At 40.9% G+C, this 25,693-nt stretch carries 22 protein-coding genes; 1 reads left to right on the top strand and 21 read right to left on the bottom strand.

Annotation, left to right across the window (positions count from 1 at the left end; genetic code table 11):
* Position 1: 1 nt before the first annotated feature.
* The 15 genes from CFS04_RS10615 to CFS04_RS10545 form a co-directional block, all read right to left on the bottom strand.
* Positions 2-1,768 (bottom strand): restriction endonuclease FokI C-terminal domain-containing protein, encoded by a 1,767-nt coding sequence (locus CFS04_RS10615; RefSeq protein WP_088810680.1) that lies wholly within the window; start codon positions 1,766-1,768, stop codon positions 2-4.
* Between the two features lie 374 nt (positions 1,769-2,142).
* Positions 2,143-2,595: a lytic exoenzyme target recognition domain-containing protein gene (locus tag CFS04_RS10610; RefSeq protein WP_208611160.1), complete on the bottom strand. Its 453-nt coding sequence runs from the start codon at positions 2,593-2,595 to the stop codon at positions 2,143-2,145.
* 238 nt (positions 2,596-2,833) lie between these two features.
* Positions 2,834-3,241 carry a DUF2871 domain-containing protein gene (locus CFS04_RS10605; protein ID WP_088810678.1) on the bottom strand — a complete coding sequence of 136 codons (408 nt, stop codon included), beginning with the start codon at positions 3,239-3,241 and terminating at the stop codon, positions 2,834-2,836.
* A 20-nt stretch (positions 3,242-3,261) separates the two neighbouring features.
* The gene (locus CFS04_RS10600) at positions 3,262-4,659 is read right to left on the bottom strand and encodes a deoxyguanosinetriphosphate triphosphohydrolase (protein WP_088810677.1); all 1,398 of its coding nucleotides are present in this window, start codon (positions 4,657-4,659) and stop codon (positions 3,262-3,264) included.
* Between the two features lie 89 nt (positions 4,660-4,748).
* Positions 4,749-5,603, bottom strand: coding sequence for an N-acetyltransferase (locus tag CFS04_RS10595; RefSeq protein ID WP_255377790.1), 855 nt, complete (start codon positions 5,601-5,603; stop codon positions 4,749-4,751).
* Between the two features lie 44 nt (positions 5,604-5,647).
* Positions 5,648-6,292 carry a ribulose-phosphate 3-epimerase gene (gene rpe / locus CFS04_RS10590; protein ID WP_088810675.1) on the bottom strand — a complete coding sequence of 215 codons (645 nt, stop codon included), beginning with the start codon at positions 6,290-6,292 and terminating at the stop codon, positions 5,648-5,650.
* A 47-nt stretch (positions 6,293-6,339) separates the two neighbouring features.
* Positions 6,340-7,005, bottom strand: coding sequence for a ribulose-phosphate 3-epimerase (locus CFS04_RS10585; protein ID WP_088810674.1), 666 nt, complete (start codon positions 7,003-7,005; stop codon positions 6,340-6,342).
* Entirely contained in the window at positions 7,002-7,451 is a 450-nt protein-coding gene (gene rpiB, locus CFS04_RS10580; protein ID WP_088810673.1) for a ribose 5-phosphate isomerase B, read from the bottom strand. Before rpiB ends, CFS04_RS10585 begins: the two co-directional genes overlap by 4 nt.
* Before the next feature lie 132 nt (positions 7,452-7,583).
* On the bottom strand, positions 7,584-8,618 hold the full coding sequence (locus CFS04_RS10575) for a zinc-binding dehydrogenase (protein WP_088810672.1): 1,035 nt from the start codon (positions 8,616-8,618) through the stop codon (positions 7,584-7,586).
* Complete coding sequence (locus CFS04_RS10570) at positions 8,619-9,671, bottom strand: galactitol-1-phosphate 5-dehydrogenase (RefSeq protein WP_088810671.1); 1,053 nt, start codon at positions 9,669-9,671, stop codon at positions 8,619-8,621.
* Between the two features lie 26 nt (positions 9,672-9,697).
* Entirely contained in the window at positions 9,698-10,969 is a 1,272-nt protein-coding gene (locus CFS04_RS10565) for a PTS galactitol transporter subunit IIC (protein WP_088810670.1), read from the bottom strand.
* 86 nt (positions 10,970-11,055) lie between these two features.
* Positions 11,056-11,337, bottom strand: a complete 282-nt coding sequence (locus CFS04_RS10560; protein ID WP_088810669.1) for a PTS sugar transporter subunit IIB — start codon at positions 11,335-11,337, stop codon at positions 11,056-11,058.
* Position 11,338: 1 nt separating this feature from the next.
* Positions 11,339-11,812 (bottom strand): PTS sugar transporter subunit IIA, encoded by a 474-nt coding sequence (locus CFS04_RS10555; protein WP_088810668.1) that lies wholly within the window; start codon positions 11,810-11,812, stop codon positions 11,339-11,341.
* Positions 11,812-13,878 (bottom strand): BglG family transcription antiterminator, encoded by a 2,067-nt coding sequence (locus CFS04_RS10550; protein WP_088810667.1) that lies wholly within the window; start codon positions 13,876-13,878, stop codon positions 11,812-11,814. The genes CFS04_RS10555 and CFS04_RS10550 overlap by 1 nt, the downstream gene beginning before the upstream one ends.
* Positions 13,879-14,197: 319 nt before the next feature.
* A complete protein-coding gene (locus tag CFS04_RS10545; RefSeq protein ID WP_088810666.1) occupies positions 14,198-14,554 on the bottom strand; it encodes a VOC family protein in 357 nt (118 codons plus the stop codon).
* 121 nt (positions 14,555-14,675) lie between these two features.
* On the opposite strand from CFS04_RS10545, the gene CFS04_RS10540 reads away from it, so the two are divergent.
* Positions 14,676-15,137, top strand: coding sequence for a universal stress protein (locus tag CFS04_RS10540; protein WP_088810665.1), 462 nt, complete (start codon positions 14,676-14,678; stop codon positions 15,135-15,137).
* 74 nt (positions 15,138-15,211) lie between these two features.
* Here CFS04_RS10540 and CFS04_RS10535 read toward each other — a convergent pair whose 3' ends face one another.
* The 6 genes from CFS04_RS10535 to essB all read right to left on the bottom strand — a co-directional run bounded on the left by CFS04_RS10535 (position 15,212) and on the right by essB (position 25,686).
* Positions 15,212-17,197: an SA1320 family protein gene (locus tag CFS04_RS10535; RefSeq protein WP_088810664.1), complete on the bottom strand. Its 1,986-nt coding sequence runs from the start codon at positions 17,195-17,197 to the stop codon at positions 15,212-15,214.
* A gap of 16 nt (positions 17,198-17,213) precedes the next feature.
* Positions 17,214-18,086 (bottom strand): DUF1672 family protein, encoded by an 873-nt coding sequence (locus CFS04_RS10530; RefSeq protein WP_255377789.1) that lies wholly within the window; start codon positions 18,084-18,086, stop codon positions 17,214-17,216.
* Positions 18,087-18,120: 34 nt separating this feature from the next.
* Positions 18,121-18,990 carry a DUF1672 family protein gene (locus CFS04_RS10525; RefSeq protein ID WP_088810663.1) on the bottom strand — a complete coding sequence of 290 codons (870 nt, stop codon included), beginning with the start codon at positions 18,988-18,990 and terminating at the stop codon, positions 18,121-18,123.
* Between the two features lie 66 nt (positions 18,991-19,056).
* Positions 19,057-19,935 (bottom strand): DUF1672 family protein, encoded by an 879-nt coding sequence (locus CFS04_RS10520; protein WP_088810662.1) that lies wholly within the window; start codon positions 19,933-19,935, stop codon positions 19,057-19,059.
* A gap of 68 nt (positions 19,936-20,003) precedes the next feature.
* Positions 20,004-24,512 carry a type VII secretion protein EssC gene (gene essC / locus CFS04_RS10515; RefSeq protein WP_088810661.1) on the bottom strand — a complete coding sequence of 1,503 codons (4,509 nt, stop codon included), beginning with the start codon at positions 24,510-24,512 and terminating at the stop codon, positions 20,004-20,006.
* Positions 24,502-25,686: a type VII secretion protein EssB gene (gene essB / locus CFS04_RS10510; RefSeq protein ID WP_088810660.1), complete on the bottom strand. Its 1,185-nt coding sequence runs from the start codon at positions 25,684-25,686 to the stop codon at positions 24,502-24,504. Before essB ends, essC begins: the two co-directional genes overlap by 11 nt.
* Between the last annotated feature and the right edge of the window lie 7 nt (positions 25,687-25,693).

The raw sequence follows: 25,693 nt of genomic DNA, 5'->3' as shown, positions 1-25,693 counted from the left end.
TTTACCAAATAATCTCTTTATTATTCATATAGCTTGGAAATGTTGAAATGTCTAATATGCCTTGCTGTGCATTTGCAGCGCCAAGTAATAACTGTTCAACGTTAAGAGCAGCCCCTTTAACACCAGTTCTATTTGAAGTACTATTCAGCTGTTCTTGGAAGTTACCAGTAAAGTTGCTTGAAACCCACATAAAATAATAACTATTGGCAGGAATTGCATCATTAAATTTCTCCCACCAGGTTATAGAATTCCTATTTTTATCCCTTTGTTGATTATCTTCGATATATCTAACCATTTCGTCTTCTTGGGTTATTAATTTCCCATATCCTTCCCCATAAGCCTTAGTATCAATAATAACACCGAATTTATCAGTGAAAATCAATCCATCAGGTTTCCTTCCACCACCCAAAAGAATAGAGTGAAATTTATAGATATTTTTAAATATGTCAGCTACCAATATCTCAAAATCTCTATTCCTCCTACCATCATAAGCAATTTCCAGCAATTCTATATATTTTATTGGAAGTTTTGTTAATTGCTGATATTTGAGCTTCTTCTCCTCCAATGCAGCATCTTTTAACTCTTGGGTTAAATTCAATTGAGGAATTGAAAAATCAAAGATTCGATCTTTAAGAGTTACAGTGTTTCCTATTTTCTCAATTCGTATTCCAAAGGTGTTAAGTCCAGCAATATCATTTTCAATAACTTGAGGAGCATCACTAAAACCAAGTTGTTTTAGTTTTTCAAGTAATTTTATGTATGACTTCGTTTCTTGTAAAAATTTTAAAATGTATGCTCTTCTTGAACGAATATAGTTCTTGTTTCTTCCTTCAACAGCAAGAAATTCCCACGTTAAGTATTTTTCTATACGAGAGTTTTTAGAACTTCCATGAGCCTGTTTTAATGCATGTTTCCCTCGACCAGTAATTGAATAGGTTTGAAAGCCGGCTCGTTCCCCGCTATTAACAGTTAAGATATTATTGGAATGTCTATCAATAAATCCTACTTTTTCTAGCCAAGTACAAATCATACGCGCATATTTATCACTTGTACCCTCAATATTTGATTTGATTTTATCTAGCTCATTTTTGTCTCCAGTTCTAAACCAATCAAGCATTAGGGATTCATCATATGATGTAAAACCTTTTTCGCCAGAGAAACCTAACCGATTACCGATAAAAAATTTAGTTATAGGAGCTACTGAATTATCAAGAATGCTTAACACCTGAGTGGCAGGTGGATAGGCAAGTAACGCATCTTGGAGTATGTCTTTTTCAGTTGTTGACCCATCAACTACTTTTGAGAACTGGTTCCCTAATTCAGTAATAGTACAAGTATCTGTATTTCTATCATGCTTAAGAAAATTTAGACTTAAAGCCCATCTTAAGTACCCGTCAGAAGTCCAGTTATCAGTCCAGTATTTTCCTTTTGTAGTTATAGACTGTGGCTGTATCGTAACTTGGATGAGTCCATCAGCAACTGCATCTGCACGTTTTACTTTGCTACCATCTGTTTTTGTACTGCCAACACTTTTTCCATTTATATCTTTTGAAGAACCAACTAATTCTGAGTAAGTGAATTCTTCGATTCCTGCGTTAAGTTTGCTAAGTAAGTTCTTTTTGATATCAGTGAAAGGAATATAGTTTTTAACTAAGTTACTTTTTAAATTTTGATAATGGATAGAAGTATTATCAAAGATTTGAACGACGAGCTTTAATTTTGAAAAATCTGAAGGATTTTGAACCCAACCGTAGGTCCTTGTATGCATTTATTATCTCCCCTCTAGTTTCAGATTCCCATGATGTCTTCAATGTCACAATCAAATGCACCACAGCTTTTGAGTAAAAAAAATTTTTAAGTTGTATAAGCAAGGCAGAGTTGATATTATTTTTCTAGGTTTTGTAATCTATTCTTTCTATTTTTAGTGAAGTGTCCCTTCCCAAAATAGTATAACATGTTTCGTATCTCTTTTAGTAGTATATATCCATTTTGTAAAAATAGATATTGAAAACCTGCTTGGAACAAGGAGAAAATCCAACTTGTGAAAAATATGGAGAAGGTTTTGAGGGAGAATGTGTAAATAAATCAAAAACCGCAAATACACTTTCTAAGTGATTTGCGGTTTTTTAATTAGATAATATGTCAGTATATTAAATGTGTTGTATAGAACAACTCATAATAACCTGATGTTCTCAACCAAAATTTCCCACTATATTTCATATTAAATTGCGTCCAGTAGTATCCTCCTGTACCTTTCATAGCAGATGATGCACTTATAAGATTCGAGGTGTTAAAAGTAAAATAACTACCTTTGCTTAAAATTTGGTCTAGTGTTCTATCCCCGTTTAAATATACTTCATCTACATCTCCAACCCCAATACCATTATCAGTCCAGTCAAATCCAACTGGAACTAGAGAGTTGCATCTTATTTGCCATATCCCGTTTACTTTTTGCAAATCGTCTACTCTATATATCTTTAAATATAGAGCTGCATCAACACTTGCTGGTTGAGCAAACATTACTACGCTCATTAGCACTACAAGAAATGCTCCCATAATCTTCTTCATTCTTAGCCACTCAATTTTTCTCATCATTCCAAACATCTCCTTCCATTCTCTTTAATTATTTTTAAAATACATTTGTGAATATAATCACAAAAAAATTGAAACTACTTTCTTAACTGTTATATCTCTGGCTTTATTATATCATGGAAGCGCCGTCTTTTTTGTGCCTATTTTATGAACTTTTCTCTTTATTTAGACAATTTAATAGACAAAAAACTGAAATTAAGTAAATTCCGTTTTAGGAAGTTACTTAATTTCAGCTGCAATTTTACTTCTCCACGCGCAATCTTTCATACATCACTAGGAAGAGTGCAATCAGACCGACTGCGAGCAGAATATGTCCCAATCCTGCAATGCCTGACACGGCGGCGCCAGTTTCCTTCCCGATGACGGTCATCGTTCCGTGAAACGTCATTAGGCCGACCGTTAGGAGCAGCCCCGCGTTGTAGGTGTAGTAGAAGATGTTGAATTTTTTGCTTTGCATGATGTGGAAGTTTTTTTCGAGTAAGAGGACGATGATGAATGTGAACATGCCGAGCATTAAAAGGTGCGTATGTAGGACGGAAAGTTGTGTATCGCCGGTAAAATCATTGAATTTCGTAATTTCGCGGTAATAAACGCCCGAAGTTAGTCCTAAAATACAGTAAATTAAAGCTGTGGTTAAAAGTTTTTTCAAAATGGTTCTCTCCTTTTTGTTTAGCGTAAGCCATTTAATTCTTGGTATAAATCTTTCGCATAGCTGTCTGTCATGCCGCATATGAAGTCGGTGATAAGAAGTAAGCGCAGGTAAAGTTTGACCGTTTCGTCTTGCCCGGTAGCGTTTTTGCGATAACACCCGATGTAGTTGTCTGAAATGAGCGATAGCAGACGCTTATCCTTGGCGGTAATTTTTTCAGGCATTGGGCTGTCGTAATAAAGCACTGCCGGAATATAGCTGTCTAGTAGCGATGTGATGATTTTGTTGCCGGCAATTTCGGACTCGACAACGCCTTGATTCGTGTAAATATATGTAGCGGAAAGGTTTTGCAACACTTGTACAAGTTCAAACGCCTCGGACACGTCGAGAAGTGAATCTTGAAACGTTCCCGCCATAATTGCCGCGTAATTTTCATAAAACTTCTCAAGCGAACGGTTGATTAAATGCCCGCGGACGTTAGACGCAAGCCACTGCTGCGCAATAAATCCGTCTTCTTGTCCCGCATAACGATCGGCTTTTTTCTTTAGCTCATTAAAGCAAGCGGACGTTACCCAATTGTGTTCTGGAACCTCTTCAAAGCCGCGCAAAATTTGCGGAATCGTGATGGTCCCTTTTTTCACACCATCTTCTAAATCCGCGTTTAAATAGGCGATGTCGTCGGCGACTTCAAGCAAGAACGTCAGCGGATGGCGACTATTCCCCGCACCAGTAGCCTCTGTCACTTCGTGAAAAATCGCTTCATCGGCATAAAAATAGCCCAATTTCTTACTCCGAATTTGTTTCTTATTTATTTTTAAAGATGAAACCGGATATTTAATAATCGAGTTCAGTGTGGCGTGAGTCAAATTGAGTCCGTACTCATCAAACAAATAATGCAACTTTGAAACTACGCGTAAAACTTGCGCATTCCCTTCAAAATTATAAAAGTCTTGTTGCATTTGCTCGTTTAAAATGTCTGTTAAAACTTGACCGTCGTATTCAAGCTCCGCCATGTTTTCCCTAAACCATTCACGAATCGATTCTTCGCCAAAATGGCCAAACGGCGGATTTCCCATGTCATGAAGCAATCCAGCGCAAGATAGAATATCAGCCATATTTTCAGCGTGTTCACGCGTAAATGCATCATCTAATTTTTCCGTTAAAATTGTATGAGATGCCATGTTACCCATTGATTTCGCAATCGTTGCCACTTCCATCGAATGCGTCAGCCGCGTCCGCACAAAATCGCTTTTTTCTAGCGGGAAAATTTGTGTTTTATCTTGCAAACGTCGAAAAGACGCACTCATTACAATTCGTTGATAGTCATTTTCGAAAGCACTACGAATATCGGTGCTTTTCGTGCGCGTCACAGAAGATTCCCGGCGCCTTTTGTCATTTAAAAGTTGATCCCACTTCATAAAAAACCCCTACTTTCTCAAAAAATCATGTTCAATTTTCCCTTCTTTCAGTATAACGGAATTACCGCCTGAGCGCGAATAAGAACCTATCAAGGGTTAAAAAGCATCTCGTATTGCTCGAACGTTCTCACAAACCCAACTTCCGTAAGCAATTGGATAAGCGACTCATTTCTAGCATCCACATTAATCGTGCTTAGCGTTTCAAAAGCGAACAGCGCCAAAATATGCGCAAGTAAGGCCGCGCCGGCTTTTTTCGTGCGCGCCCCCATCTGAACAAGCGACTGGCTGGTCGGATTTATGACGGCGTACCCAAGCACTTCCTCCCCTTTTCGGTACGCAAAACACTGGAAGTCACCGCGCAAAGCTAAAATTGCGTGCTGATTGTTCTGCCATGACGGCGGGAATTCAAGCGTGGTTTCAAAATTTGCGACTTGGTCTACCGCTTCTGTCGTGACATGAGTTGACAGTTGTGGCTGAACTTGTGGGGCGTCTAGGCGGAAGCACAAAAAACGCCTCGCGACTTGAAAGCCTTTTTGCTCATAAAGCGCGAAAGCCTTTCGATTTTCCTGCAAAACCTCGAGGACATACACCGCTGCACCGCGCTCCTTTAGCGTTCGAATACTTGCGTCAAGCATCTTAGAAGCGATTTTTTGCGCCCGAAATGCCACTTTCACACCCGTCCCGAGGTTATAAAAGTTGTTTTCGCGTTCAGCATTTAAAATAAACCCGACCAGGTCGGTGCCACAAAAGGCGCCAACGGAAATATCCGCATGAAATCCCTTGCCGACAAGCATCTTCTGAAAGGCATCCAGACTCGGCTTCATCGGAAGCGCATAATCTGAAAAAGCATCTAAAAATGTCGCGTAAATCGTTTCAACGGAGACGCCGTTTAAGTTTTGGTAATGCATCATTCTAACCGCTCCCTTCATCTTCTCATTATACATGAAAAATCCCTTCTGATAGAAGGGATTTCAGCTTGGAGAAAAACTCATTTTTTCAAAAAATCTGCCGTCACTTTTTTATCCGCACTTTGGAAGAAATACGAGCCTGCGACAAGAATATCGACACCCGCCGCCTTGCATAAATCCGCCGTTTCCTGATTGATACCACCATCGACCTCAATTAGGTAATTTAAATCGTTTTCTTTTCGATATTGGTCTAAAAAAGTCATATTGTGGAGCGTTCCTGGAATAAAACGTTGTCCGCCAAAGCCTGGATTGACCGTCATTTGTAGCACTAGATCCACTTCCGCTAAAACGCTCACTAAACTTTCGGCCGGCGTACCCGGATTTAAAACGACACCCGCCTGGCAGCCCGCTTCTTTAATTTGGTGAATGACACGATGAATATGCGGACAAGCTTCGATATGCACCGAAATAATTTTTGCCCCTGCTTCCGCAAATTTTTCGATATACAAATCTGGATTCGCGAGCATCAAATGCACATCGAGCGGAATGTTCGCCACGCCAGCAATTGCCCCCACCATATCAATCCCAAACGTCAAATTGGGCACAAAATGGCCGTCCATAACGTCAATGTGCAAATAGTCCGCGCCAGCAATTTCGGCTTCGCGAATCGATTCGCCCAGCTGCATATAATTCGCCGCAAGGAGCGACGGAGCTAGAAGCGTCATACGCGCTCACCTCCCTGAAATGTGAGTTGCATCATCATTTTTCCCTCCTAATCAATTTCCGACCAAATTTTTAAAGACCGCGTCGCATAATCATACGTATCATTTTGATGAAAAAGCGTCGACGTCCCAAGCACAAAGACATCTGGAAGCGCGTCCCGCATGAGCCCCACCGTATGGCCGTTAATATTCCCGTCGACTTCTATAAGCGGAGCATACGGATTATCTTTTATTTTTTCTTTTAAAATAGCGATTTTAGTTAGGACGTTCTTGTTAAATTCCTGCCCCGCAAAGCCTGGATTTACCGTCATCATGAGAACCATATTCACGTGATCCAAATACGGAAAAATGGCCTCAACGGGCGTTTCGGGATTGAGCGCAATCGAAGGTTTAATGTTGTACGATTTAATCCTCCGAATGACCTCCATCGCATCACTCGCAGCCTCCACGTGGAATGACATGTATTCCGGCTTTGCAACTTGAAACATATCCACATATTTAAGTGGCGTTACCGTCGCCAAATGAATATCAAGCGGAATGGACGTTGCCGCACGAAGCGCCGTCAAATATTCCGGTCCGAGTGCCAAATTGTTCACATACACGCCGTCCATAACATCACAATGCAAAAGCTGAATGTCCGCTGCTTCTAGGCGCCTAAGCTCATCTGCCAAATGAAATTGGTCCGCACACATAATCGATGCCGCAATTTGCCTCACCGTAACCCCTCACTTCTTTCGATATTTTCGACTAAAGCAAGCCGTTTTGAATGCCGACCGCCGCTAAACTCGGCGGAAAGCCAAGTATCCACGATTCGAAGCGCGAGCCCCTCGCCTAGCACCCGCTCCCCTAAACACAACACATTGCTATCGTTATGTTCGCGCGTCGCTTGCGCCGAAAAACAGTCTGAAACGACCGCTGCTCGAATGCCCGGTACTTTGTTTGCCGCAATACTCATACCGATGCCCGTCCCGCAAACTAAAATGCCTAAATCCGCTTCTTTATTTGTGACGCTGCGCGCAACTTCCTCTGCATAAGACGGGAAATCGACGCTTTCCGTACTGTACGTCCCAATATCCGTTACTTCATAGCGTTCTTTTAAATGCTGCACAATGGTCTCCTTCAGACGAAGACCGCCGTGGTCACAACCAATTGTTATTTTCATCCTAATCCACCTTCTGTGCTATAATAATCAGAAGGATGACTGCTTACAATTCCCCAGCCCGCCAGCTTGGTTTTGTAAAAGTTGTCCTTTTTTTGTAAAAGGTTGCAAAACAGTCATCCTCCTTATGGTTACTTAATTTGATTTCACTAATACTTTGATTTCATTTCCGGCCATCACTGCTTCAAAACCCGCGCGCCAGTCGTCTAAATCATAGACTTTTGTAATCATTTCGTCTGCGTTAATTTGACCTTTAGCGAGTAAATCAAGCGCGAGAATCCACGAACTTGGTTTCTGTGAACGACTGCCAATATAAGCTATTTCACGTTGAATAATTGCTTCCTCATCAATTGCATTTTTCTTTTCAGCAAATAAGCCAACTTGAACGAAATCGCCTTTTTTCTTTGTTAACGGAAGGCCTTGATTAACCGCTGGGACCGCGCCAGAGCAGTCAAACACTTTATCCGCACCGTAGCCGTCTGTCATGCTTAGAACGATATCCTCTAAATCATCGGTTAGCGTATCGACAACCTTGTCTACGCCTAGTTTAAGTGCCAGAAGAAGTCGCGCCTTATCTTTTGTAATCCCCGCCATGATGACTGTCGCACCTTGTGCCACCGCAACTTGCGCAAGTAGGAGTCCAATCGGTCCCGGTCCAAAAATGAGGACTGTGTCACGCGCACCCACTTCCGTTTTTTCCAAAGCCGCATGCACACAACAAGCAAGTGGTTCCGTTAGCGCCGCTGCCTCGTATGAAATGCTATCTGCGAGCAAATGACAGCTCTCCTCGCGCGACAACACATACTCCGCAAAACTGCCGTTAGCTTGCGTTCCAATTCCTTTTCGGTTGCTACATAAATTGTAATCACGCTCTTTGCAATAAACGCACTCGCCACAAGTTTCGAACGTCGTTTCACTCGTCACCCGGTCACCAATTTTGAATTTCGTAACCAAAGGACCAACCGCAACCACCTCACCTGAAAATTCGTGGCCGAGCGTCACTGGCGTTGTCGGATTTTTGTACTCCCCTTTAAACGTATGAATATCCGATCCGCAAATCCCTGTATACGCAACTTTAATTGTGACACGGTCGCCGTAAACCTCTGGAACAGGCACATCTCGGAGTTCCATTTTGTCATAACCAGGTTCTGTTTTCACTACCGCTTTCATTTATAACACTTCCTTCTGTGGTAAAATCAGCACTTTGTTGTAATCTTCCTTGCGACCTAAAATCATTTCAAAAGCGTCTGCCGTATCCTGAACAGCATAGCGATGCGAGATAAGCGGTTTCAATTTAATCTTCCCTTGCCGCACGAACTCAATCGAATTCTGCCACTCTTTCCCCGGAAACGGTGCCGAATACGAATTCCAAAAACCCTTTAGCGTCAACTCACGACGGAAAATATTCTCAAACGCTTCCTCACGCAAGAGCACGTCCGCATAAGCAATTCCTTGGTAACCAATCTTGCCCTTCTTCCTCGTCACAAGCAAACACTGCTCCTGCGTCACCTTCGAACCCGCGCATTCCATCGCAATATCAACACCTAAACCATTTGTTAGCTCTAAAACGCGCGCCAACAAATCTTCCTTTAGGGGGTTAATTGTGTGCGTGCATCCGAACTGACGCGCATCTTCCAGTTTCTTGTCACTAATGTCCACCGCAATGATGTCCTTTACACCCGTCAAATTCAAGCATTGCACCGTCAAAATCCCAATCGTCCCAACACCAAAAACTAACACCGTATCGCCGACTTTCGGCCGAATGCCTAGTACCCCGTGCATCGAAACCGCAAGCGGTTCTAGCATTGCCGCCTCCTCAAAATCGAGGTCATGAATTTTAATGACATTTTCCGCCTTCAAAACGGTATTTTCCGCAAAAGCGCCGTAAAAGTGTGAACCAATCATGCGATAATTGTCGCATAAGGAAAACTCGCCTGATTTGCAGTACGTACATTTGCCACACGGTTCAAGCGGAATACCCGCCACACGGTCGCCGACAGCAACATTCGTCACATCACGACCAACTTCCGTAATCACACCCGAAAACTCATGTCCCATGACAGCTGGCAGCGGATATTTCCATCTCGTTTGCATCTTATGAATATCCGAACCGCAAATCCCAGCCGCCATCACCTTAACGCGAACTTCATCCGCATGACAAACAGCTTCTTCAATTTCTTCCGCCTTTATTTCATTGTTCTGATAGAGCACAGCTGCTCTCATAATCCGTCACCTCGGTTACATATTTCTTAGAAAATTGCCGCCCACATTTGGGAGAATTTCAAGATAATCCAGTTAAAGAAGTTACCACCCATATCAAGCGTACTCACCTCAGATGCTCCTTTAGGGAACTCATATACACCGCTCATCATTTCCGTATGCACAGGCCCAAAGTCCGTCGCCATCAGAAGCGCAAGAGCGATAACCACTGTTCCGGCTAAAACGGAGTGTAAAATGTTCCCTTTTCGACTAGCTACAACGAACGATACGTAAAATGGAATTGTTGCTAAGTCACCAAAAGGCAAAACCTTATTCCCCGGAATAATAACCGCTAGGAAAAGTGTAATCGGTACGAGAATTAAACCAGTTGAAATGTTGGCCGGGTGCCCAATTGAAAGCGCCGCGTCAAGCCCAATATAAAGTTCGCGCCCTTTAAAACGAGATTTCATAAAATCACGCGCCGATTCGGAAATCGGAATTAAGCCTTCCATCAAAATTTTAACCATCCGTGGCATGAGGAACATCACGGCGCCCATTGACATCCCAAGTTGCGCTGTAGCGCCGACGTCGTAGCCAGCAAGAAGTCCAATCGCAATCCCGAGAATGAGGCCCATCATCATTGGCTCACCGAAAATACCAAAGCGTTTTTGAATCGTTTCCGGATCAATATGAATATTTTTAATCCCCGGAATTCTAGCAATCAGCCACCCAATTGGAATTCCGACAAACCCGAATGCCGCTGTGGAGCCTGTTGGTAACGAAATCCCTTTTAACCCGTAAAAATCTTCTACCATGTGTTGCGTTTTGTCTGCCATCCAAAGTACGAGCACCTCGTAAATGATGGCGCAGAGAATCGCGAACCACCAGCTGCCGCCCGTTACGATATAACCTGTCGCACCCGCTGCAATGAAGTGCCAATAGTTCCAAATGTCGATGTCGAGCGTCTTAGTTGCCTTCATCAAAATAAGTAATAAGTTAACCGCCAAACAAATTGGAATTAAAATCGCCGCAACTGGTGATGCCCATGAAGCCGCCGCTGCTGCTGGCCAGCCCGCATCAATAATCGTTAAGTTCATGCCGAAGCGTTCAACCATTTGTTGCGCTGCTGGGCCCAAGTTGTCAGAAAGCAAACTAATAACTAAGTTTATCCCAACAAAACCGATACCAATTGTAATTGCCGAACGAACCGCTTTTTTAGCTGGCACACGGAAAATAAGTGCAATAAAGAAAATCATAATCGGTAAAATAACAGTTGGACCGAGATTAAGTACGTACTGTACTCCTGCTAGTAGTTTATCCATTTTCTTTTTCCTCCCTAAAGCAAGTCTTTTTATTTTGATAACAAGGGTCATCTATTCCGAAGATTTAGACAACCCTTAATCATCAGTTACTTTAAATACGATAAAATTTCTTCGTCCAATTCCTCCATACCCATTCCTGTAATATAGCTTGTCGCAATGATTGCCGGAATTTTGTACGTCGTCGGCAAAATCGTTGTCGACACAATCAAGTCCGCCCCGTCTTGAAGCCCTGCTGCCTCCGAAATTTTAATTTGCTTCACTGTCGCATCAATATGATGTTCCTTCACCAAATTTTCCACCTTATCAGTTACCACCGTTGATGTTGCAATTCCTGCCCCACATGCTACTAAAATTGTATATTGACTCATTTTAAATTCCTCCTATCGCTATTTTTTCCAAAGTTTGAATGATTTCCTCCGCTGAATTAGCCGCATGAAGCGCGCGAATATTCCCCTTATCTTGAATGATGCCCATTAGTTGCCTCAATACTTCAAGTTGACTGTGTGGCTCGTTTAAACCGAGCACAAAAATCACCTCTGCTTTTACATGTTGGTTTTTATCTTCCATGAGTTGAAACGGAATGCCTTCTTTACTCGTCAAAACGGCGATAAATTGTTCATTCACACATTCTGGGTCGGTATGCGGAAGCGCCACGCCATATCCATCGAGTTTTAATCCCGTGGGAAAGACCGCCTCACGCTCCATCAGTTTTCCTAGAAAATGATTCGTCACATAGTGGAGTTCCGCCCCTTTATCCGCTACCGTTTTAAAAACATCTTCTTGCGTGACGCAAGTTGTATCTGTCCATATCAGCTCTTTGTACAAAAATTTCACTAAATCCATTACGACTCCTCCTGTAGCTCGTTTCCCGTATTATTTTTAATAATTGCATGCATCATTTCTGTGTTTTTTGCTGCGCTAAGTTTGGCAAGCTCACTCTTTTTACCTGAAAGCTCCATCAGTTGACGAAGCGCCGTGAAATGCGCGTTTTTATCCACTGCCGCAATCACAACAATAAAATGCAGCGGCGTTCCGTCCTCCAAAAACAATCCTTCTTCCACAAAAAGCATACTCATGCCAAGACTCAAAACACCTTTTTCTGTTTCCGCATGAGGGATTGCAATCGTTTTCCCAAGAACAATATTGAGCGAAGGCACCCCGTGTTGCTTTTGCATCTCAAGAATATATTCATTCGTGATTGAACCCGAGGCCAGAAGAGGACTCGCCGCGATTTCAATCGCATCTTCAAAACTTGAAATATTTTTCAAACGAATAATGCGTTCTTTTGGGATTAAATCAGCTAGATTTTGTTTCGCGTCGCGGTCGTCCAGCTTTTTCTCCTCCGTCGGGTGCAGCTTTTCCGCAAGCGCCCGTTCTAGTTTTTCCGGATCACGAATATCCGCATATTTTTGGACGGTTTTCATTAAACTATCCACGCTTAAATAGTCTTCAATCAAATAAACCGAGCGTAGAACTCGCCTTCTAAGTTCAATTTTTTCCTTTTCATCCATCAATTGACTTATTAAAAAGAATTTTTTGTTAGTCGTAAGTGGAACTGCTGAGAACACCATATCGTAAAGTAAATTCGTCTGCTCAAATTCCCGAATAGACATCGCTTGGTAAAAGAAAATCTCTGGAAACAAACTTCGAAGTGTTTTTTCCATCAGACGTGAAATCGAAAGTCCATTCGGGCAAACCACAACAGCTTTCATACGCGTTTGCAGTTTCTCTGTCGTTTCAATTAAATGGCCGCCAACAAAAAGTGTGATGAAAATACTTTCGTTTTCAGGAACTCGCGTCCCAATAAATTTTTCCAAAGGGTAAAGCGACTGTTTCACAATATAGTGCACCGCCTGAAACTCCTCATCAATCCTGTCTAAAATGCTGTAATCCGTTGTTAAACGGTATTTGATACGATAATAAGCTGGTTTGATATGGGCAAATAACTTTTCTAGTAGCGTTTCTTTATCCACAAGCTGAACTACTGCTTTTTTCTCAAACTCTGTTAAAAATTCTGCCAATGCCAGCCTAAGTTTCGGCATTTCCTCCGATTTTAGATGGTCCTTCAAAAGAACATTTGTTGTTAAAATTTGAAGTGTAATGTACATCCGTTCTTCTTTCGATACATTTCCCAAACCGCTTATTAAAATTTCCGCCGCCCCGTACTCACGCGTATCCGAAAGTTCGCTATAATCAATTTGGAAAGCTGTCGTAATCGTCTGGTTGCTATTAATTCTTCTAAAAATTGCAATTAAAATGTACGGCAAAATCTGCATCTTGCTATCAATAAAGTGGAGATTGAGATGCGTTTCTACTTGTTCGAGTTTCAACCGCAACCCTTCAACTTCCGCTTTTTCCATCTGCATAAACCGTTTTAAATAATCTTCGCCGCCGTAACTTTCAATCACATGTTCCGCCGCGATAAGCATCGCCGTTCGCACATTCCACTCATCTCCCACAACCAAATACCCTTTCATGCGTGAATATTTGACTTCAAGGTGGAACTTATCCAGCATCTTTTGAACAGCTTTCAAATCGCGTAAAACCGTATTTTTACTCACCTCCAGTTCACTAATAAAATGGTTTAACGATAATTCCTCATTTCGGGTTGTGAGCATAAGAATGATTAAACTCGCTCGTTCTTTCTCTGAAGGAATGTACCAATCAGCTTTTTCAAACTCATCCTCACCAATAATTTTAAACAGGTCAGGATAGGTAACAAATCGCCCGCCAGCACCACGATGAATTTTAGGAAAAGCTTGCTCCTCCAGCCAATTATTAATCTTCAAGAAACTATAATCGACTTGCCTGCGACTAAGCCCAAATTTCTCTTGCAGCTCCGCATTTGTAACATCTGGATGTCTCAAAATCTCTTTTAGAAGCGTGTCGCTACGTTCATCCAAATACATGTCGTTCCCTCCTGTTCTACTTCATTATAATTCTTAGCCAAACAAAAATGTACACGCTTTCATCACCAAAATTCGTGGAAGCCGTGTACATCTTTGGACTTTACTTGTGTATTTATTAACAATTTTCACATGCTGCACCGCTAAAAACCGCATGAATAAGCAATCCTCTCTCAAAGTTTGTTAACCGTTTTGTGCACCATGGGACCAACGAACAAAAAAAGACACCGCGCTTTGCTGTTCAAAACGCTGTGCCTACACTTATTATACAAACCCCCACTTACAAAAAGCAATCTAATTTTTGAAAAAAGCAATCGTCTTATTATGCGTAATCGCCTTCCAAAATCATAATCTTATTACCAATCGGGTCGATGAAATTTAATTCGCGGCCGCCCCACTCGGCAAGCCTCGGCGGCGTGTCTGTCACCCCGCGCGCGTTTAGTTCCGCGTAAGTTTCATCTAAGCTTTCACACGAAAAAACAAACTCAACTGGCGCGCTCTTCGCCTCTTCCTGCCACACAATGATGCCCGGTTCAGCGAGCGTAAAGCCAAGTTTCGCCCCAATGCTATCCCCGTGCCCCGGAAAAACAATTGGAATCCCAAGCTTCTCATGATAAAAATCGACCAATTTAGCCGCGCTCGGCCCCGCAATATTCACACCTTCAAATTTTCTAATCATTCATTCACACCTCCATAAACTTATTCTACCCTAAAATGTCACACCACATCCCCTTTTAAACAAATAACGTCTAAAAATCTCTTAATCTGGGTATAAAACAATATAGGAAAGGGTGAGAAAATTGACAACATATAAACGAATTTTAGTTGGCGTAGACGGTTCCAACGAAGCAGAAGCAGCCCTAAGACGCGGAATCACCATCGCAAAAGAAGCCGATGCCACACTCGGAATCGGCTTCATCGCAGACATTCGCCGCATCGCCCCACTCATTGATTACGAACAAACCTATGCAAAAAAAGCCAAAGCCTACGGGGAAGAACTTGTAGAAATCTACAAAAATGAGGCCGAAAAAGCCGGTGTCAAACACGTCGAAACTTTCGTCCACTTTGGAACACCCAAAACCACATTCGTGAAAAAAATACTTAAAAATTTTGGCGCCGACCTTGTGCTCGTCGGTTCAACCGGCCTCACCGCATCTGAACAACTTATCCTCGGCAGCGTCACCGAATTCGTCGCCAAACACGCGAGCTGCGATGTTATTGTTGTCCGGGGGAAACCGTGGAATGCGAAAAAGGATGTTTAAGAAACAAAAAACGTATTTTTCAACTTGAAAAATACGTTTTTATGTAATATAAAAATCTAAAAATTAATCTCAAACTAAATGGTAATACTTCCACGTTTTATTTGATCCAAGAGTGTTTCCAAGTTGACTACAACTCGATTAGCAAGTCCATCAAGCGCTGTTACAGCCTGTGCTTTATTGCCGCTCAATTGATATTGAATATCTTGAAACACCATCTCCGCACTTTCAAAAGCATTATAACTAGCTTTATTTAACAAAATAACATCATGGAATTTAGTGCCTTCAAAAAGTGCTGTATCAATATACGGGCGGTAAGCATTTAAAATATTGTCCAGGTTCCCTTCCAAATCTCCTACAGCTTTCTTTACACCTTTTAACATCATTTTCCATTGTTCTATGCTTGCAATATAACCGTCCAAGGCCTCCCTTGCATTATTATCAATATCTGTAAAAGGTATCTTTGCTAATCCCAATGCACTTCGAATATTTTTAAGTGTCACAAGAGCATCTTTTACAAGCCCATACAACTGATTCATAGTGCTTTTTAAATTAGCTAATGCAGGCTTAAGTGAAGTACTTGTTGCCGAACAAAATTCCTTAAAATTCTCATCCAGCAATAATTGCTTTTTCCCCATACCATCTTTTAAAGCATTAGATTCCTCCAAGGTAAAATTGGAAGTAACAGGCGGCGGACCAGCTTTTTCCACTCGTTCTGTTTCCGTTAGCAATTTATCCGCCTTCTCAATTTCATCAGACACATATTTCACTTGCGTACTAAATGTTATAATTTGACTTGTTACAATATCTTTATTGCTATCAATTACATTATAATGTGCCTTTAGCTCTGCTATCATTGCATCATTAAAAAAATCATTTGTAATTCCGTTAAATAGTTTAGGAATAGCATTATTTTTAAGGTGGCTAACCCGATCAAAAACCTCGTCCAGCTTTAAAATTGTATCCCCTATAACCCAAGGAATTTCATACAGCCAACTAATAACACCAGAAAAAGCACCTGTTGAAACAAAATCTAATATTTCGGATATTACTGGTGTCGTTCTAATTTCTTGCACCACATCGATAACTCCCATTAGATTTGGATTAATTTCTTCAAGTTCATTTCGAAGCGCCTCGTACTGCCCTACAAAAACCAGTACTCCCCCAAAGCTATTTTGTTGTAGTAAGTCATCAAATGATTGTTGTAAAGTTGTCTGCCGATCATCAAGCTTAGCTCCCTCATGATTGACAATATCCACTGCCTCGTCTAAATAGGTTTGAGCCGTTTTCACTTGACTATTCATTCTTGTAGATAAAGTCGTTGCTAAAATGCGCATATTCTCAGGGTTAATATCAATTTTTTGCCCCTTACTACCAGATAAAATTTCTCCACTCCAAACACCTACAGGCAAATAAGCATCTGCATCAACTTGAATTTTCTGCCCATTAATGACAACATCGTCATCATAACCCACATGGTTTGAAATCATCGTTTTCATCCACGGCATATTATTATGTAAAATCACATTATTACCTGGCAATCGTGACATATATCCCGCTGATCTCTCACCTAAAGTTAAAGGATCATATTCACTCATATAATTGGTGATTCTTGGATTGTTCGTATTATAGCTTCCCTCTGGTAAAATAGCTGGATTATAAGTGACACTATTTACATCATGCTTTGTGGCAACATAATTAGAAAGCCCACCACCTAATGAGTTACCTGAAACATTAGTAATATTATATTTCTCACTCATAGTGTTAAAGGCTGCCTCTGCATCCTTTAATTGCGCATCTGGAACAGCCCCTGGCAAAGTTCCGTCTGTAACCATATCTTGAAATCCCTGAGTCCCTTGAAATACCATACTAATCTCACCTGTTGCAACGTTTTCAACAATCATGTAATCCAAACCATTTGACGTGTTGTAGACGCCTTCTTTGACAATATATATATTCCCATTTACCGTTAATTCATCATCCTCTTGAGGACTTTTATAAACCCATTTACCGCTTAGTTCGATTAAATCTAAATCAGATGTTTCTTTTAATTTCGTTCCCATCTTCGCCTCACCTCAATTATTGTATTTTTATATCATCCTCAAAAACACCTTCACCATCTGGTAATCCAACTCTACTGACAACAGAATTTTTATAAATTTGTATATTGTATCTACATTTAGGAATCTCCGTTTGTTTACGTAGTTCATTTGATATACTTTTTGACAGACTCTCACTCGGAAGTTTGTCAGTTTGAGAATAAAAACTTATGGGAATAAGTATGTTTTCTGGGTTTCTCTTTTCAAACATTGCACGTACTTCCATATTCGAAACATCTTGATTCATTAGGTACTCTTTGTACACTTCTGGAAATTCTAATGCAGATAAAGAAATAAAATAGTGTGCAGTTTGATAGCCAGAACTTGCCGTTTTATCAATTGCTTCTTCTTTTTGACCGTATAATCCATGTTCTTCACTCATTTTTTGAATAAATTTATCTAAATTTTGCAATTCACTAGAATATGCCTTCGCATACAAGCCACTAACAATCGCCTTCTCTACTTCCCCTTCCTCCGAACGTACCACATTCGCTTCTTTTGGATCCAATGCTTTCTTCGCCATATCTAATCCTACAATGACGGACGTATGGAATTGAATTGGTTCTTCCGCTTCTACCATCACCACAGCCGCACTTCTTGCTGGTACTACATTGTTCACTTTTACATCGGTTTTATATGTTTCTTTCATATACTTGATTGCTCGTCTACTGATTTCCGCTTCATTTTTCTCTACAATGTCTTTCGATTTATCTCCATCTACAAAAATAAAACCTTGACCTACATAATCTTGTACTGGAGTGGTACTCTCTGCCTCTTTTTTCTCATTGGTTTCAGAACAACCTGATAACGTAACTAATAGTATCAATAACACTGACACAATCTTTCTCATCATATTCCCGCTCTTTTCTATTTTTGCTCATGACCATTTAATTTTCTACAGATACCGATTCTCCATCAGGCAAACCTACTCTATTTATAATATTATTTTTAAAAATATTTATCTTATATCTTCCTAAAGGGATGTTAGGTTCCTCCTCTAAGCCTGCAAGCATCTCTTGTGCCTTCTCCACTTTCGGCAAATGCTCAGTTTTAGAATAAAAATTCACTGAAATAAGCGGTTGAATTCCTTTCTCTCTATTTGCTTCAAACAAAAGCTGTAAGGCCTTTGCATCAACTTGTGTGTTCGCCATGTACTTGTTGTACAAATCATTATAATTTAACGCTGAAAGAGAGATGAAGAAATACTCAGTTTGATATCCCGAACTCGCTGTTTTATCAACAGCTTCCTGTCTTTTTCCTAAAAAACCATATTTTTTACTTAACTCTGCTAAAAATTGGTTTAGATTTTCAAACTCTTCTTTATAAGCCTTCGCATACAAGCCACTAACAATCGCCTTCTCTACTTCCCCTTCTTCCGAACGTACCACATTCGCTTCTTCTGGATCCAATGCTTTCTTCGCCATATCTAATCCTACAATGACGGACGTATGGAATTGAATTGGTTCTTCCGCTTCTACCATCACCACAGCCGCACTTCTTGCTGGTACTACATTGTTCACTTTTACATCGGTTTTATATGTTTCTTTCATATACTTGATTGCTCGTCTACTGATTTCCGCTTCATTTTTCTCTACAATGTCTTTCGATTTATCTCCATCTACAAAAATAAAACCTTGACCTACATAATCTTGTACTGGAGTGGTATCTTTTGTTTCTTTTTCTTTCTTTTCATCCATTTTTGAACATCCTCCTAATATCATAATTCCAACTAATAAACTTAAAACAATTTTTTTCATTTCATCACTCTTTCCCTATTTTCCTCTACAAACTTAGTAGCGTTAGTTCATTTTAAGTCAAACTTTTTAGCTACTTAATTTGTCTAGATAAATTTCTTTTGAAGCATTTTCTCCATCTGGAAGCCCTACCTTACTCAATATTTCATTTTTATAGAGGATTACATTATATGTTGCTATAGGAATCTCATTCACTTTTTCTAGTTCTTTAACTGCTCTATTTACAATCTCTTGATTTGGCTTCTGACCATCTCCCATAAACAGTCTTACATTTATAGAAATATTTTTATTGTCAGGATGCGTTTCGAACATTTTCTTTATATCTTCTGACGAAATATTAATATTTCCTAAATAAGCATTTAAAATCTCATTATAATTCTCAAAAAAACTAACAAAATAAAACTGATTAGCATACCCGGAGTTCTCCGTTCTATCAATCGCTTTTTGGTTATAATGCTCTACCTTCTCTTCCTTTAAAAGGCTAATTAGTGTAGAATCTAAGGTCTGAAAATTGGATGAATATGCTTTGTGGAATAATCCTCCTAGAATAGCATTCTCGACAACCCCTTCTTCTGACCGTACCACATTCGCTTCCTCTGGGTCTAACGCTTTCTTTTTCATATCCAGCCCTACAATGACAGATGTATGAAATTGAATCGGTTCTTCTGCTTCCACCATGACTACAGCAGCACTTCTCGCTGGTACTACATTATTCACTTTTACATTGGTTTTATACGTTTCTTTCATGTATTTGATTGCTCGTCTACTTATTTCAGCTTCATTTTTCTCCACAATGTCTTTCGATTTGTCTCCATCTACAAAAATAAAGCCTTGACCTACATAATCTTGTACTGGAGTAGTACCCTTTGCCTCTTTTTTCTCCTTGGTTTCAGAACAACCCGACAACATAACTAATGTTACTAATAAGCCCAGTAAGACACCCTTCATTTTATCCCTCTCTTCATCCGTTGTTCTTGGTTGTGTTCTAAACACATCCAAAAGCTAGGCTAGTGCGCCTAACTTTTAGGTGTTTTAATTTTTTCCGAAGCACCTTCACTAAACAAATATGCTTCATTTTGTTGTAATGGTTTCTCTTGCAAAATACGAATTGCCGGGGTAAAGATAGCTTGGTCTGCAAATCTTACACCTAACAAGACTGTCTTGCTACTTCGAATATAATCACCGATTGCACTGTATTCTTTTACAAGCGATCCTAAATCATTGCCAACGATAAAATGTATCCCTACACGTCCATCTGACTTCAAAAGTTCCATTAGTTTATTTTGAGTATCCATAGAAAGCTGATTAAACAACGTTACTACCGAACCTATAATCGTAACGATTCCCTCCATATCTTTGAAAAAATCTTTTCTTGATAAAGCGGCCCCTGTAGATTCTACTTCCTCGATATAAGCTTGTTCACGCCGTTTGAATTCCTCATACAATAATCCTGTTTTCGCTTCAATTCGGTCAAGACTCGATATATATGTGAGTGAACTCTCTTTTAACTCCATCAATTCTAAAGAAGGCGTATCAAACACAACAGCTTCCTTAACCGTCTTTCTTGAAACGATTTTCCCAATTGTTTGAAGCAATGAATTAGTTTGCTCATTGGTTGCTGTGACAATAGACACATTGTGCTCTAATAATGATACCCCAATTGTATCAGCAAATTCAAATTCTAACCCTAGTGGTAACAAACTCGGATTATCAAGCATCTCAATTGTTTTAGGATACTTAACGAAGTCATTAAGGTACAGTACATCTGCAACCATTGGAATAGGTTTTGGAAGCTCTCCCGTCCAGAATTCGCACATTTCTTTTGCTTCTTTTTGGTTTAGTTGAATAATATTAACTGCATCTACTCCTTCATTTGGTAGCGCTGTTTGGAAGAGGGTAGGCTCATCTAATTTAACAATTGCTCGACCAGGAATTTCCTCAATAATAAGGCTTGTACGGCCTATAATATTGCTCACTTCATTTTTTTCCAGCAAGTGTAATGCCATCTGTTTTTTAATATTAGAAAGTAACTGGATGCGTAAAGCATTTTGGCCTCCTGCAGATATCGCTAAATGAATCCCTAGACTTGCGCCTTCTCGTGCAATTTGAATAATAAACGGTTCCACCTGCATTGAAAAATCATTCATTTCTTTGATTGCATCATAGTTGTCAATAATAAGTAAAATAATAGGTTTTTCTGAACCACTCACCTCTTCATACATTTTCAGATTTGCAACACCAAACTCGCTAAGTAGACGTTTACGCTCTTTAATTTCTTGTGATAAGCGACGAATTAGTTTTAATGTTTTTTCTGTATCATCGATTGTCAAAGTATCAGCGACATGAGGTAATCCTTTAAGCGACAATAAACCATTTGTTCCAAAATCAAGTAAATAAGCATGTAATTTTTCTGGAGAATTTTTCCGGACTAAATCAAATAAAATCGTCTGCATAAATGTTGATTTTCCATAACCCGGACTTGAGAAAACCGCCATATGTCCTTCTTCAGCTAAATCAAAAGAGAAAGTATTTTGAGCTTGTAATTGTGGTTGATCAAGCATTCCTAGAGTTACATTTAAATTTTTCTTCTTCCCCCCCCATTCTAACTTGTAATCCACATTCGCTAATTTTGAAAGCGGGATACGCTCTTCAAGCGGTGGCAACCAAGGTCTTGGTAGTGGTGCAATTTGTTCTGCTTCTGTGTATTCGTGAATGTGGTCAATGACAGCATCGAGTTCGGACGGTAGTTTTGTTAAGTCTTCTTTTTTGTCAAGACCGCTCAAATCTTCCGTTAAAATTTCGTATTGGCCGAGGTCATTAATCGCGTAGACCGTTGTATCCAAGTAGTCCTCGTCTTCCTTGTCGGGCACGTAATCCGCGCCGCTCCATGCACTTTGGAAAAGTTCGTAAATTTCGTTATTACCCACTTGGAGGTAACTACGTCCAGGTAGGGTGATATCGGCCGCATCTGGTGTTTTCAAGATCTCGTTTGAATCGCTCGCATTTTGAACCTTCAGCGCGAGTTTAAATTTCGAGTTTGACCAGATTTGGTCGTCGACAACACCGCTCGGTTTTTGCGTTGCCAAGATTAAGTGAATGCCGAGTGAACGTCCAATACGCGCAGTCGAGACAAGCTCTTTCATGAATTCAGGTTGTTCTGATTTCAATTCCGCAAACTCATCTGAAATGAGGAATAAATGCGGCATTGGCTCACTCGCCTCACCTTTTTTATACAGCTTTTGGTATTGATTGATATGGTTCACATCATGTTCGCCAAATAAGCGTTGTCGCTTTTGTAACTCCGCTTTAATTGAAGCTAGTGCCCGCATGGACTGAGCCCCGTCTAAGTTTGTAATCGTTCCAAGCAAATGTGGCATATTTTTAAATAAGTTCGCCATCCCGCCGCCTTTATAGTCAATGAGTAAGAAAGCAACTTCATACGGATGGAAGTTGACAGCAAGCGAAATGATGTACGACTGAATGATTTCCGATTTACCGGAACCTGTTGTACCGGCCACTAAGCCGTGCGGTCCGTGCGCTTTCTCATGCAAGTTCAAGTTAACAATATCGTCTTTTCCGCGAAGCCCAAGTGGCACCGCCAAACTTTTATATGTTTCATTTTGTTGCCAGCGAGTAGCGATGTTTAACTCTTCAACGCGCGTCACGCCGTACATTTCGAGGAATGTGACGGACTCTGGGATTGAATTCTTCAGATTTTGCAAATGATTCAGGGGTGCGAGCGCACGGGAGATGGATTCCTTGTCAAAATCGTGTGGCAAGTGGTCTGGAACGAAGGCGCGATTTACGAGCTCACCTTTTTCCAAAATAACGTTCCCGCTGTTGTAATCGCGAATATCGACAACCGTTTTCACGTGTTCAGGTAGGCTCTGCATCACATCTTGCACGAATACGAGCGATACGCCAAGTTCGGCTGGATCTTCGTTAAAGAATTCCATCACGGTATGGTCTAAAACTAGTTTTTCGTCAGTAATTAAAACCACGTAATGTGGGGCAAAGTACATTTTTTCGTTCTTATTTGGACGCTCAGTAAGCGCTTGTTTTCGTTCTTTTAAAATTTGGTACAGCGAATTAAGCACTTGATCGCGCGAGCGTTCGTGATACACAAAGCCGCGGACGTTGACATCACGCACATTCGCATGTGGCAGCCAGCGCATCCAGTCCCATTCGCTCTTTTCTTCTTCTGGGAAAATCGTGACAAATTGCAAATCGAAGTAGCTGTGGAAAAGTGCTGTTTGCATCACGAGCATTTGCAATTGCTCCAGCACAAGACGACGCGGGCCAATGTAGCCGACTGGGCCATTCATTAGGTCGGTTGCAATCGGAATATTTTTCACTTCATAGTACTGCGCCTTCAAGTTTGTGGCAGCTTCTAGCAGCTCATCTTTTTCTTGCGTGAATTCCTCTTCTTTGTAATCCACCGAAAAACTAATCGGCTCCGTTCCCGTCCCCACACGAAATGTCAGGAAATCATGGTGAAGCATCGTTTTCTCATAAATCCGTGAATCCACACTAACCGCCATGTCGCGGATTTCCTCAATGCTCGGATAATGATACAGCAGCGCGTGACGTTGTTCTTCGCTCGCACTGTGAAGTTCTTTCGTTTTTCTCTTTAGGTATAAATCGTAGCTTTCCTCGCGTTCCTTCGTTCCGACCTTATATTCCTTACGATTTTTGACATAGGCTACTGTAGACATGATAACCGTCATACCAGTCATCGCAAGCGTCATGAAAATGTAAATTCCTCTAGGTTGGAAAATCGAAATTAAAACGGTGATGGCAATCATCACGAGCGGCGGCAAAATGATTTTCAAAAGGCCGTCAGTTGGTTTTGCTGGTTTGTTTGCTGGTTTCGCCAGTGTAAATTTATCTTCCGGTGCACGGTAAATAATGCGCGGCGACCGGTGGTAATCTGGATAGTCCACACTGTACGCATTGTCAGCAGCAACTAAGGAGCCCAATTTTGCCTGCACCCGATTATCGCGCCCTAAAACCGTAATGTCATCTTGACCAACTGTAATCGTCACACCGTCAACATAAAGCTGGTCACCAACTTGAAGCGACACTTTCCCAGTTACGCGCTCCAAATTGTGGTACACTTCACCCGCAGAAACTTGGACAGAAAACGCCTCTTCTGTGCTGTCACGCAGGAAAACAAAATCGGCTTTTGTGCCTGCAATGGCAACATCTTGGAAGTCTCCCGCGCCAAATGTCACAACAAATAAGCCTGCCACATCATAGGACCGCGGCACCATGTTTTCCGTCACGTAAAGTGACAGCTTTTCTTCTTCTTCCGTGTGGAAATCTTGCTTTTCATCCAAAGCAAGCGCCGTACTTCCAGCGAACCAAGTTTCATTTTCGAATTTGATATCTAAATTTTCCGCGAGTCCCGGGTAAAAAATGTTCGCATCCTTCGAACTCCCGATTTGAATCACTTTGTCGCGATTTAAATGCTGTTTATGAATTTCTCTCCCGTTGCTAACAATAAGTAAAGTTTTATCCTTCATCTGTCTGTTCTCCCTTATCTGAGCCTTCTAGTTTTTCCATGTATTTCTTCAGTTCCGCTTCAATTTCCGCTTGTTTCTTCACTGATTCATCCCCAGAAAGCGTCTTATCCGCGCGAACTTCTTCCAATTGTTTCGTAAGCGCATAAGTAATCAGCACATCGTCCTGTAATCGTTGTCCCGCATCAAGCGACTCATCAAAGTCCCCGCGCCCGTTATAAATCCAATATAATAGTGCCTGCTCGTCAGACTTCAAACTTAAATTCTTCATGATATTTTCTTTTTTCTTATCGTCCAATTTTTCACCTTGCAAGTACGAATACGACAAAATGTATTTAGAGGCTTGTGGCAATTTCTCTGGATCTTCATTTTCCAAATCCGCAATCACCTTCGAATAGTCCGTTTTCAAGAAATCTTCATTCGCCGTAAGCAACTCGTTCTGATAGGGCACTTTCATAAACGCCAAGTAAATGAGCGGCGCAGCAAGCAACACAGCCGCAATAATAAACCCAACCGCAAGACCTTTATACGTTCTAAACGTCTTTTTAGGGACGAGCGCCATCTTCTTGCCAGAACTTTCCTTCTCCTTCTGAAACGCCTCATCTAAAATGCCCACTAATTCCGCGGTCGTTTTTGCATCTACAATCGCCTTCAAAAAGGCCGTTCCGCGTGCATTTTGAACAGATCCCGCGTATAAATTGTCAAAGTCATATTTTTTCTGGAACATCGCCACAATAAGCGATTGATACTGTTTGAAAAATGTTTCGCGCGTTAAATCGTAAGGCTCCAAAATCCCTTTTAATCCCCGATGAACGATTTTGGGCATTAAGTTTTCGTCAAAAATAATATTGCTCGGGTGAAGGAAAAAAGTGAAGCGCGTGCCAATTAGCGCCTCAAGTTCCGCCACGTTTCGCAGCGCGCGCAAGCTATCTTTTCGTTCAAAATTTTTCAGCTCGTCAAAACTGTACGTTTCCTTTGCAATCGTATAATTAAATGTATATGTATCATTCGCATGTTCCATCTCTACTGGAACAAAATACGAGGAAGGCTTTGCCAAAATTTCCAGCTCTGCATCGTCTTTAATGCGCGTCCGCGACTCAGTAAAGCTAACAGACCACACTGTATCCTCATAGTTGTATTCGTAAGAAACTCCGCCAATCTCAATCTTGTTTTTCATTATCTCT

The sequence above is a fragment of the Listeria sp. ILCC796 genome (assembly GCF_900186175.1).
In the GTDB taxonomy this organism is placed as follows: Bacteria; Bacillota; Bacilli; order Lactobacillales; family Listeriaceae; genus Listeria; species Listeria goaensis.
This window is presented reverse-complemented; position numbering and strand designations above follow the sequence as displayed.

Bases quoted from the DNA above. Each gene is read 5' to 3' on its own strand.
- CFS04_RS10530 (WP_255377789.1), bottom strand. From the start codon at position 18,086: ATGATGAGAAAGATTGTGTCAGTGTTATTGATACTATTAGTTACGTTA.
- CFS04_RS10555 (WP_088810668.1), bottom strand. From the start codon at position 11,812: ATGGATTTAGTGAAATTTTTGTACAAAGAGCTGATATGGACAGATACA.
- CFS04_RS10550 (WP_088810667.1), bottom strand. From the start codon at position 13,878: ATGTATTTGGATGAACGTAGCGACACGCTTCTAAAAGAGATTTTGAGA.
- CFS04_RS10560 (WP_088810669.1), bottom strand. From the start codon at position 11,337: ATGAGTCAATATACAATTTTAGTAGCATGTGGGGCAGGAATTGCAACA.
- CFS04_RS10615 (WP_088810680.1), bottom strand. From the start codon at position 1,768: ATGCATACAAGGACCTACGGTTGGGTTCAAAATCCTTCAGATTTTTCA.
- CFS04_RS10595 (WP_255377790.1), bottom strand. From the start codon at position 5,603: ATGTATAATGAGAAGATGAAGGGAGCGGTTAGAATGATGCATTACCAA.
- CFS04_RS10545 (WP_088810666.1), bottom strand. From the start codon at position 14,554: ATGATTAGAAAATTTGAAGGTGTGAATATTGCGGGGCCGAGCGCGGCT.
- rpiB (WP_088810673.1), bottom strand. From the start codon at position 7,451: ATGAAAATAACAATTGGTTGTGACCACGGCGGTCTTCGTCTGAAGGAG.
- CFS04_RS10600 (WP_088810677.1), bottom strand. From the start codon at position 4,659: ATGAAGTGGGATCAACTTTTAAATGACAAAAGGCGCCGGGAATCTTCT.
- CFS04_RS10575 (WP_088810672.1), bottom strand. From the start codon at position 8,618: ATGAAAGCGGTAGTGAAAACAGAACCTGGTTATGACAAAATGGAACTC.
- essC (WP_088810661.1), bottom strand. From the start codon at position 24,512: ATGAAGGATAAAACTTTACTTATTGTTAGCAACGGGAGAGAAATTCAT.
- CFS04_RS10535 (WP_088810664.1), bottom strand. From the start codon at position 17,197: ATGGGAACGAAATTAAAAGAAACATCTGATTTAGATTTAATCGAACTA.
- CFS04_RS10610 (WP_208611160.1), bottom strand. From the start codon at position 2,595: ATGATGAGAAAAATTGAGTGGCTAAGAATGAAGAAGATTATGGGAGCA.
- CFS04_RS10565 (WP_088810670.1), bottom strand. From the start codon at position 10,969: ATGGATAAACTACTAGCAGGAGTACAGTACGTACTTAATCTCGGTCCA.
- rpe (WP_088810675.1), bottom strand. From the start codon at position 6,292: ATGACGCTTCTAGCTCCGTCGCTCCTTGCGGCGAATTATATGCAGCTG.
- CFS04_RS10520 (WP_088810662.1), bottom strand. From the start codon at position 19,935: ATGAAGGGTGTCTTACTGGGCTTATTAGTAACATTAGTTATGTTGTCG.
- CFS04_RS10525 (WP_088810663.1), bottom strand. From the start codon at position 18,990: ATGAAAAAAATTGTTTTAAGTTTATTAGTTGGAATTATGATATTAGGA.
- essB (WP_088810660.1), bottom strand. From the start codon at position 25,686: ATGAAAAACAAGATTGAGATTGGCGGAGTTTCTTACGAATACAACTAT.
- CFS04_RS10570 (WP_088810671.1), bottom strand. From the start codon at position 9,671: ATGAGAGCAGCTGTGCTCTATCAGAACAATGAAATAAAGGCGGAAGAA.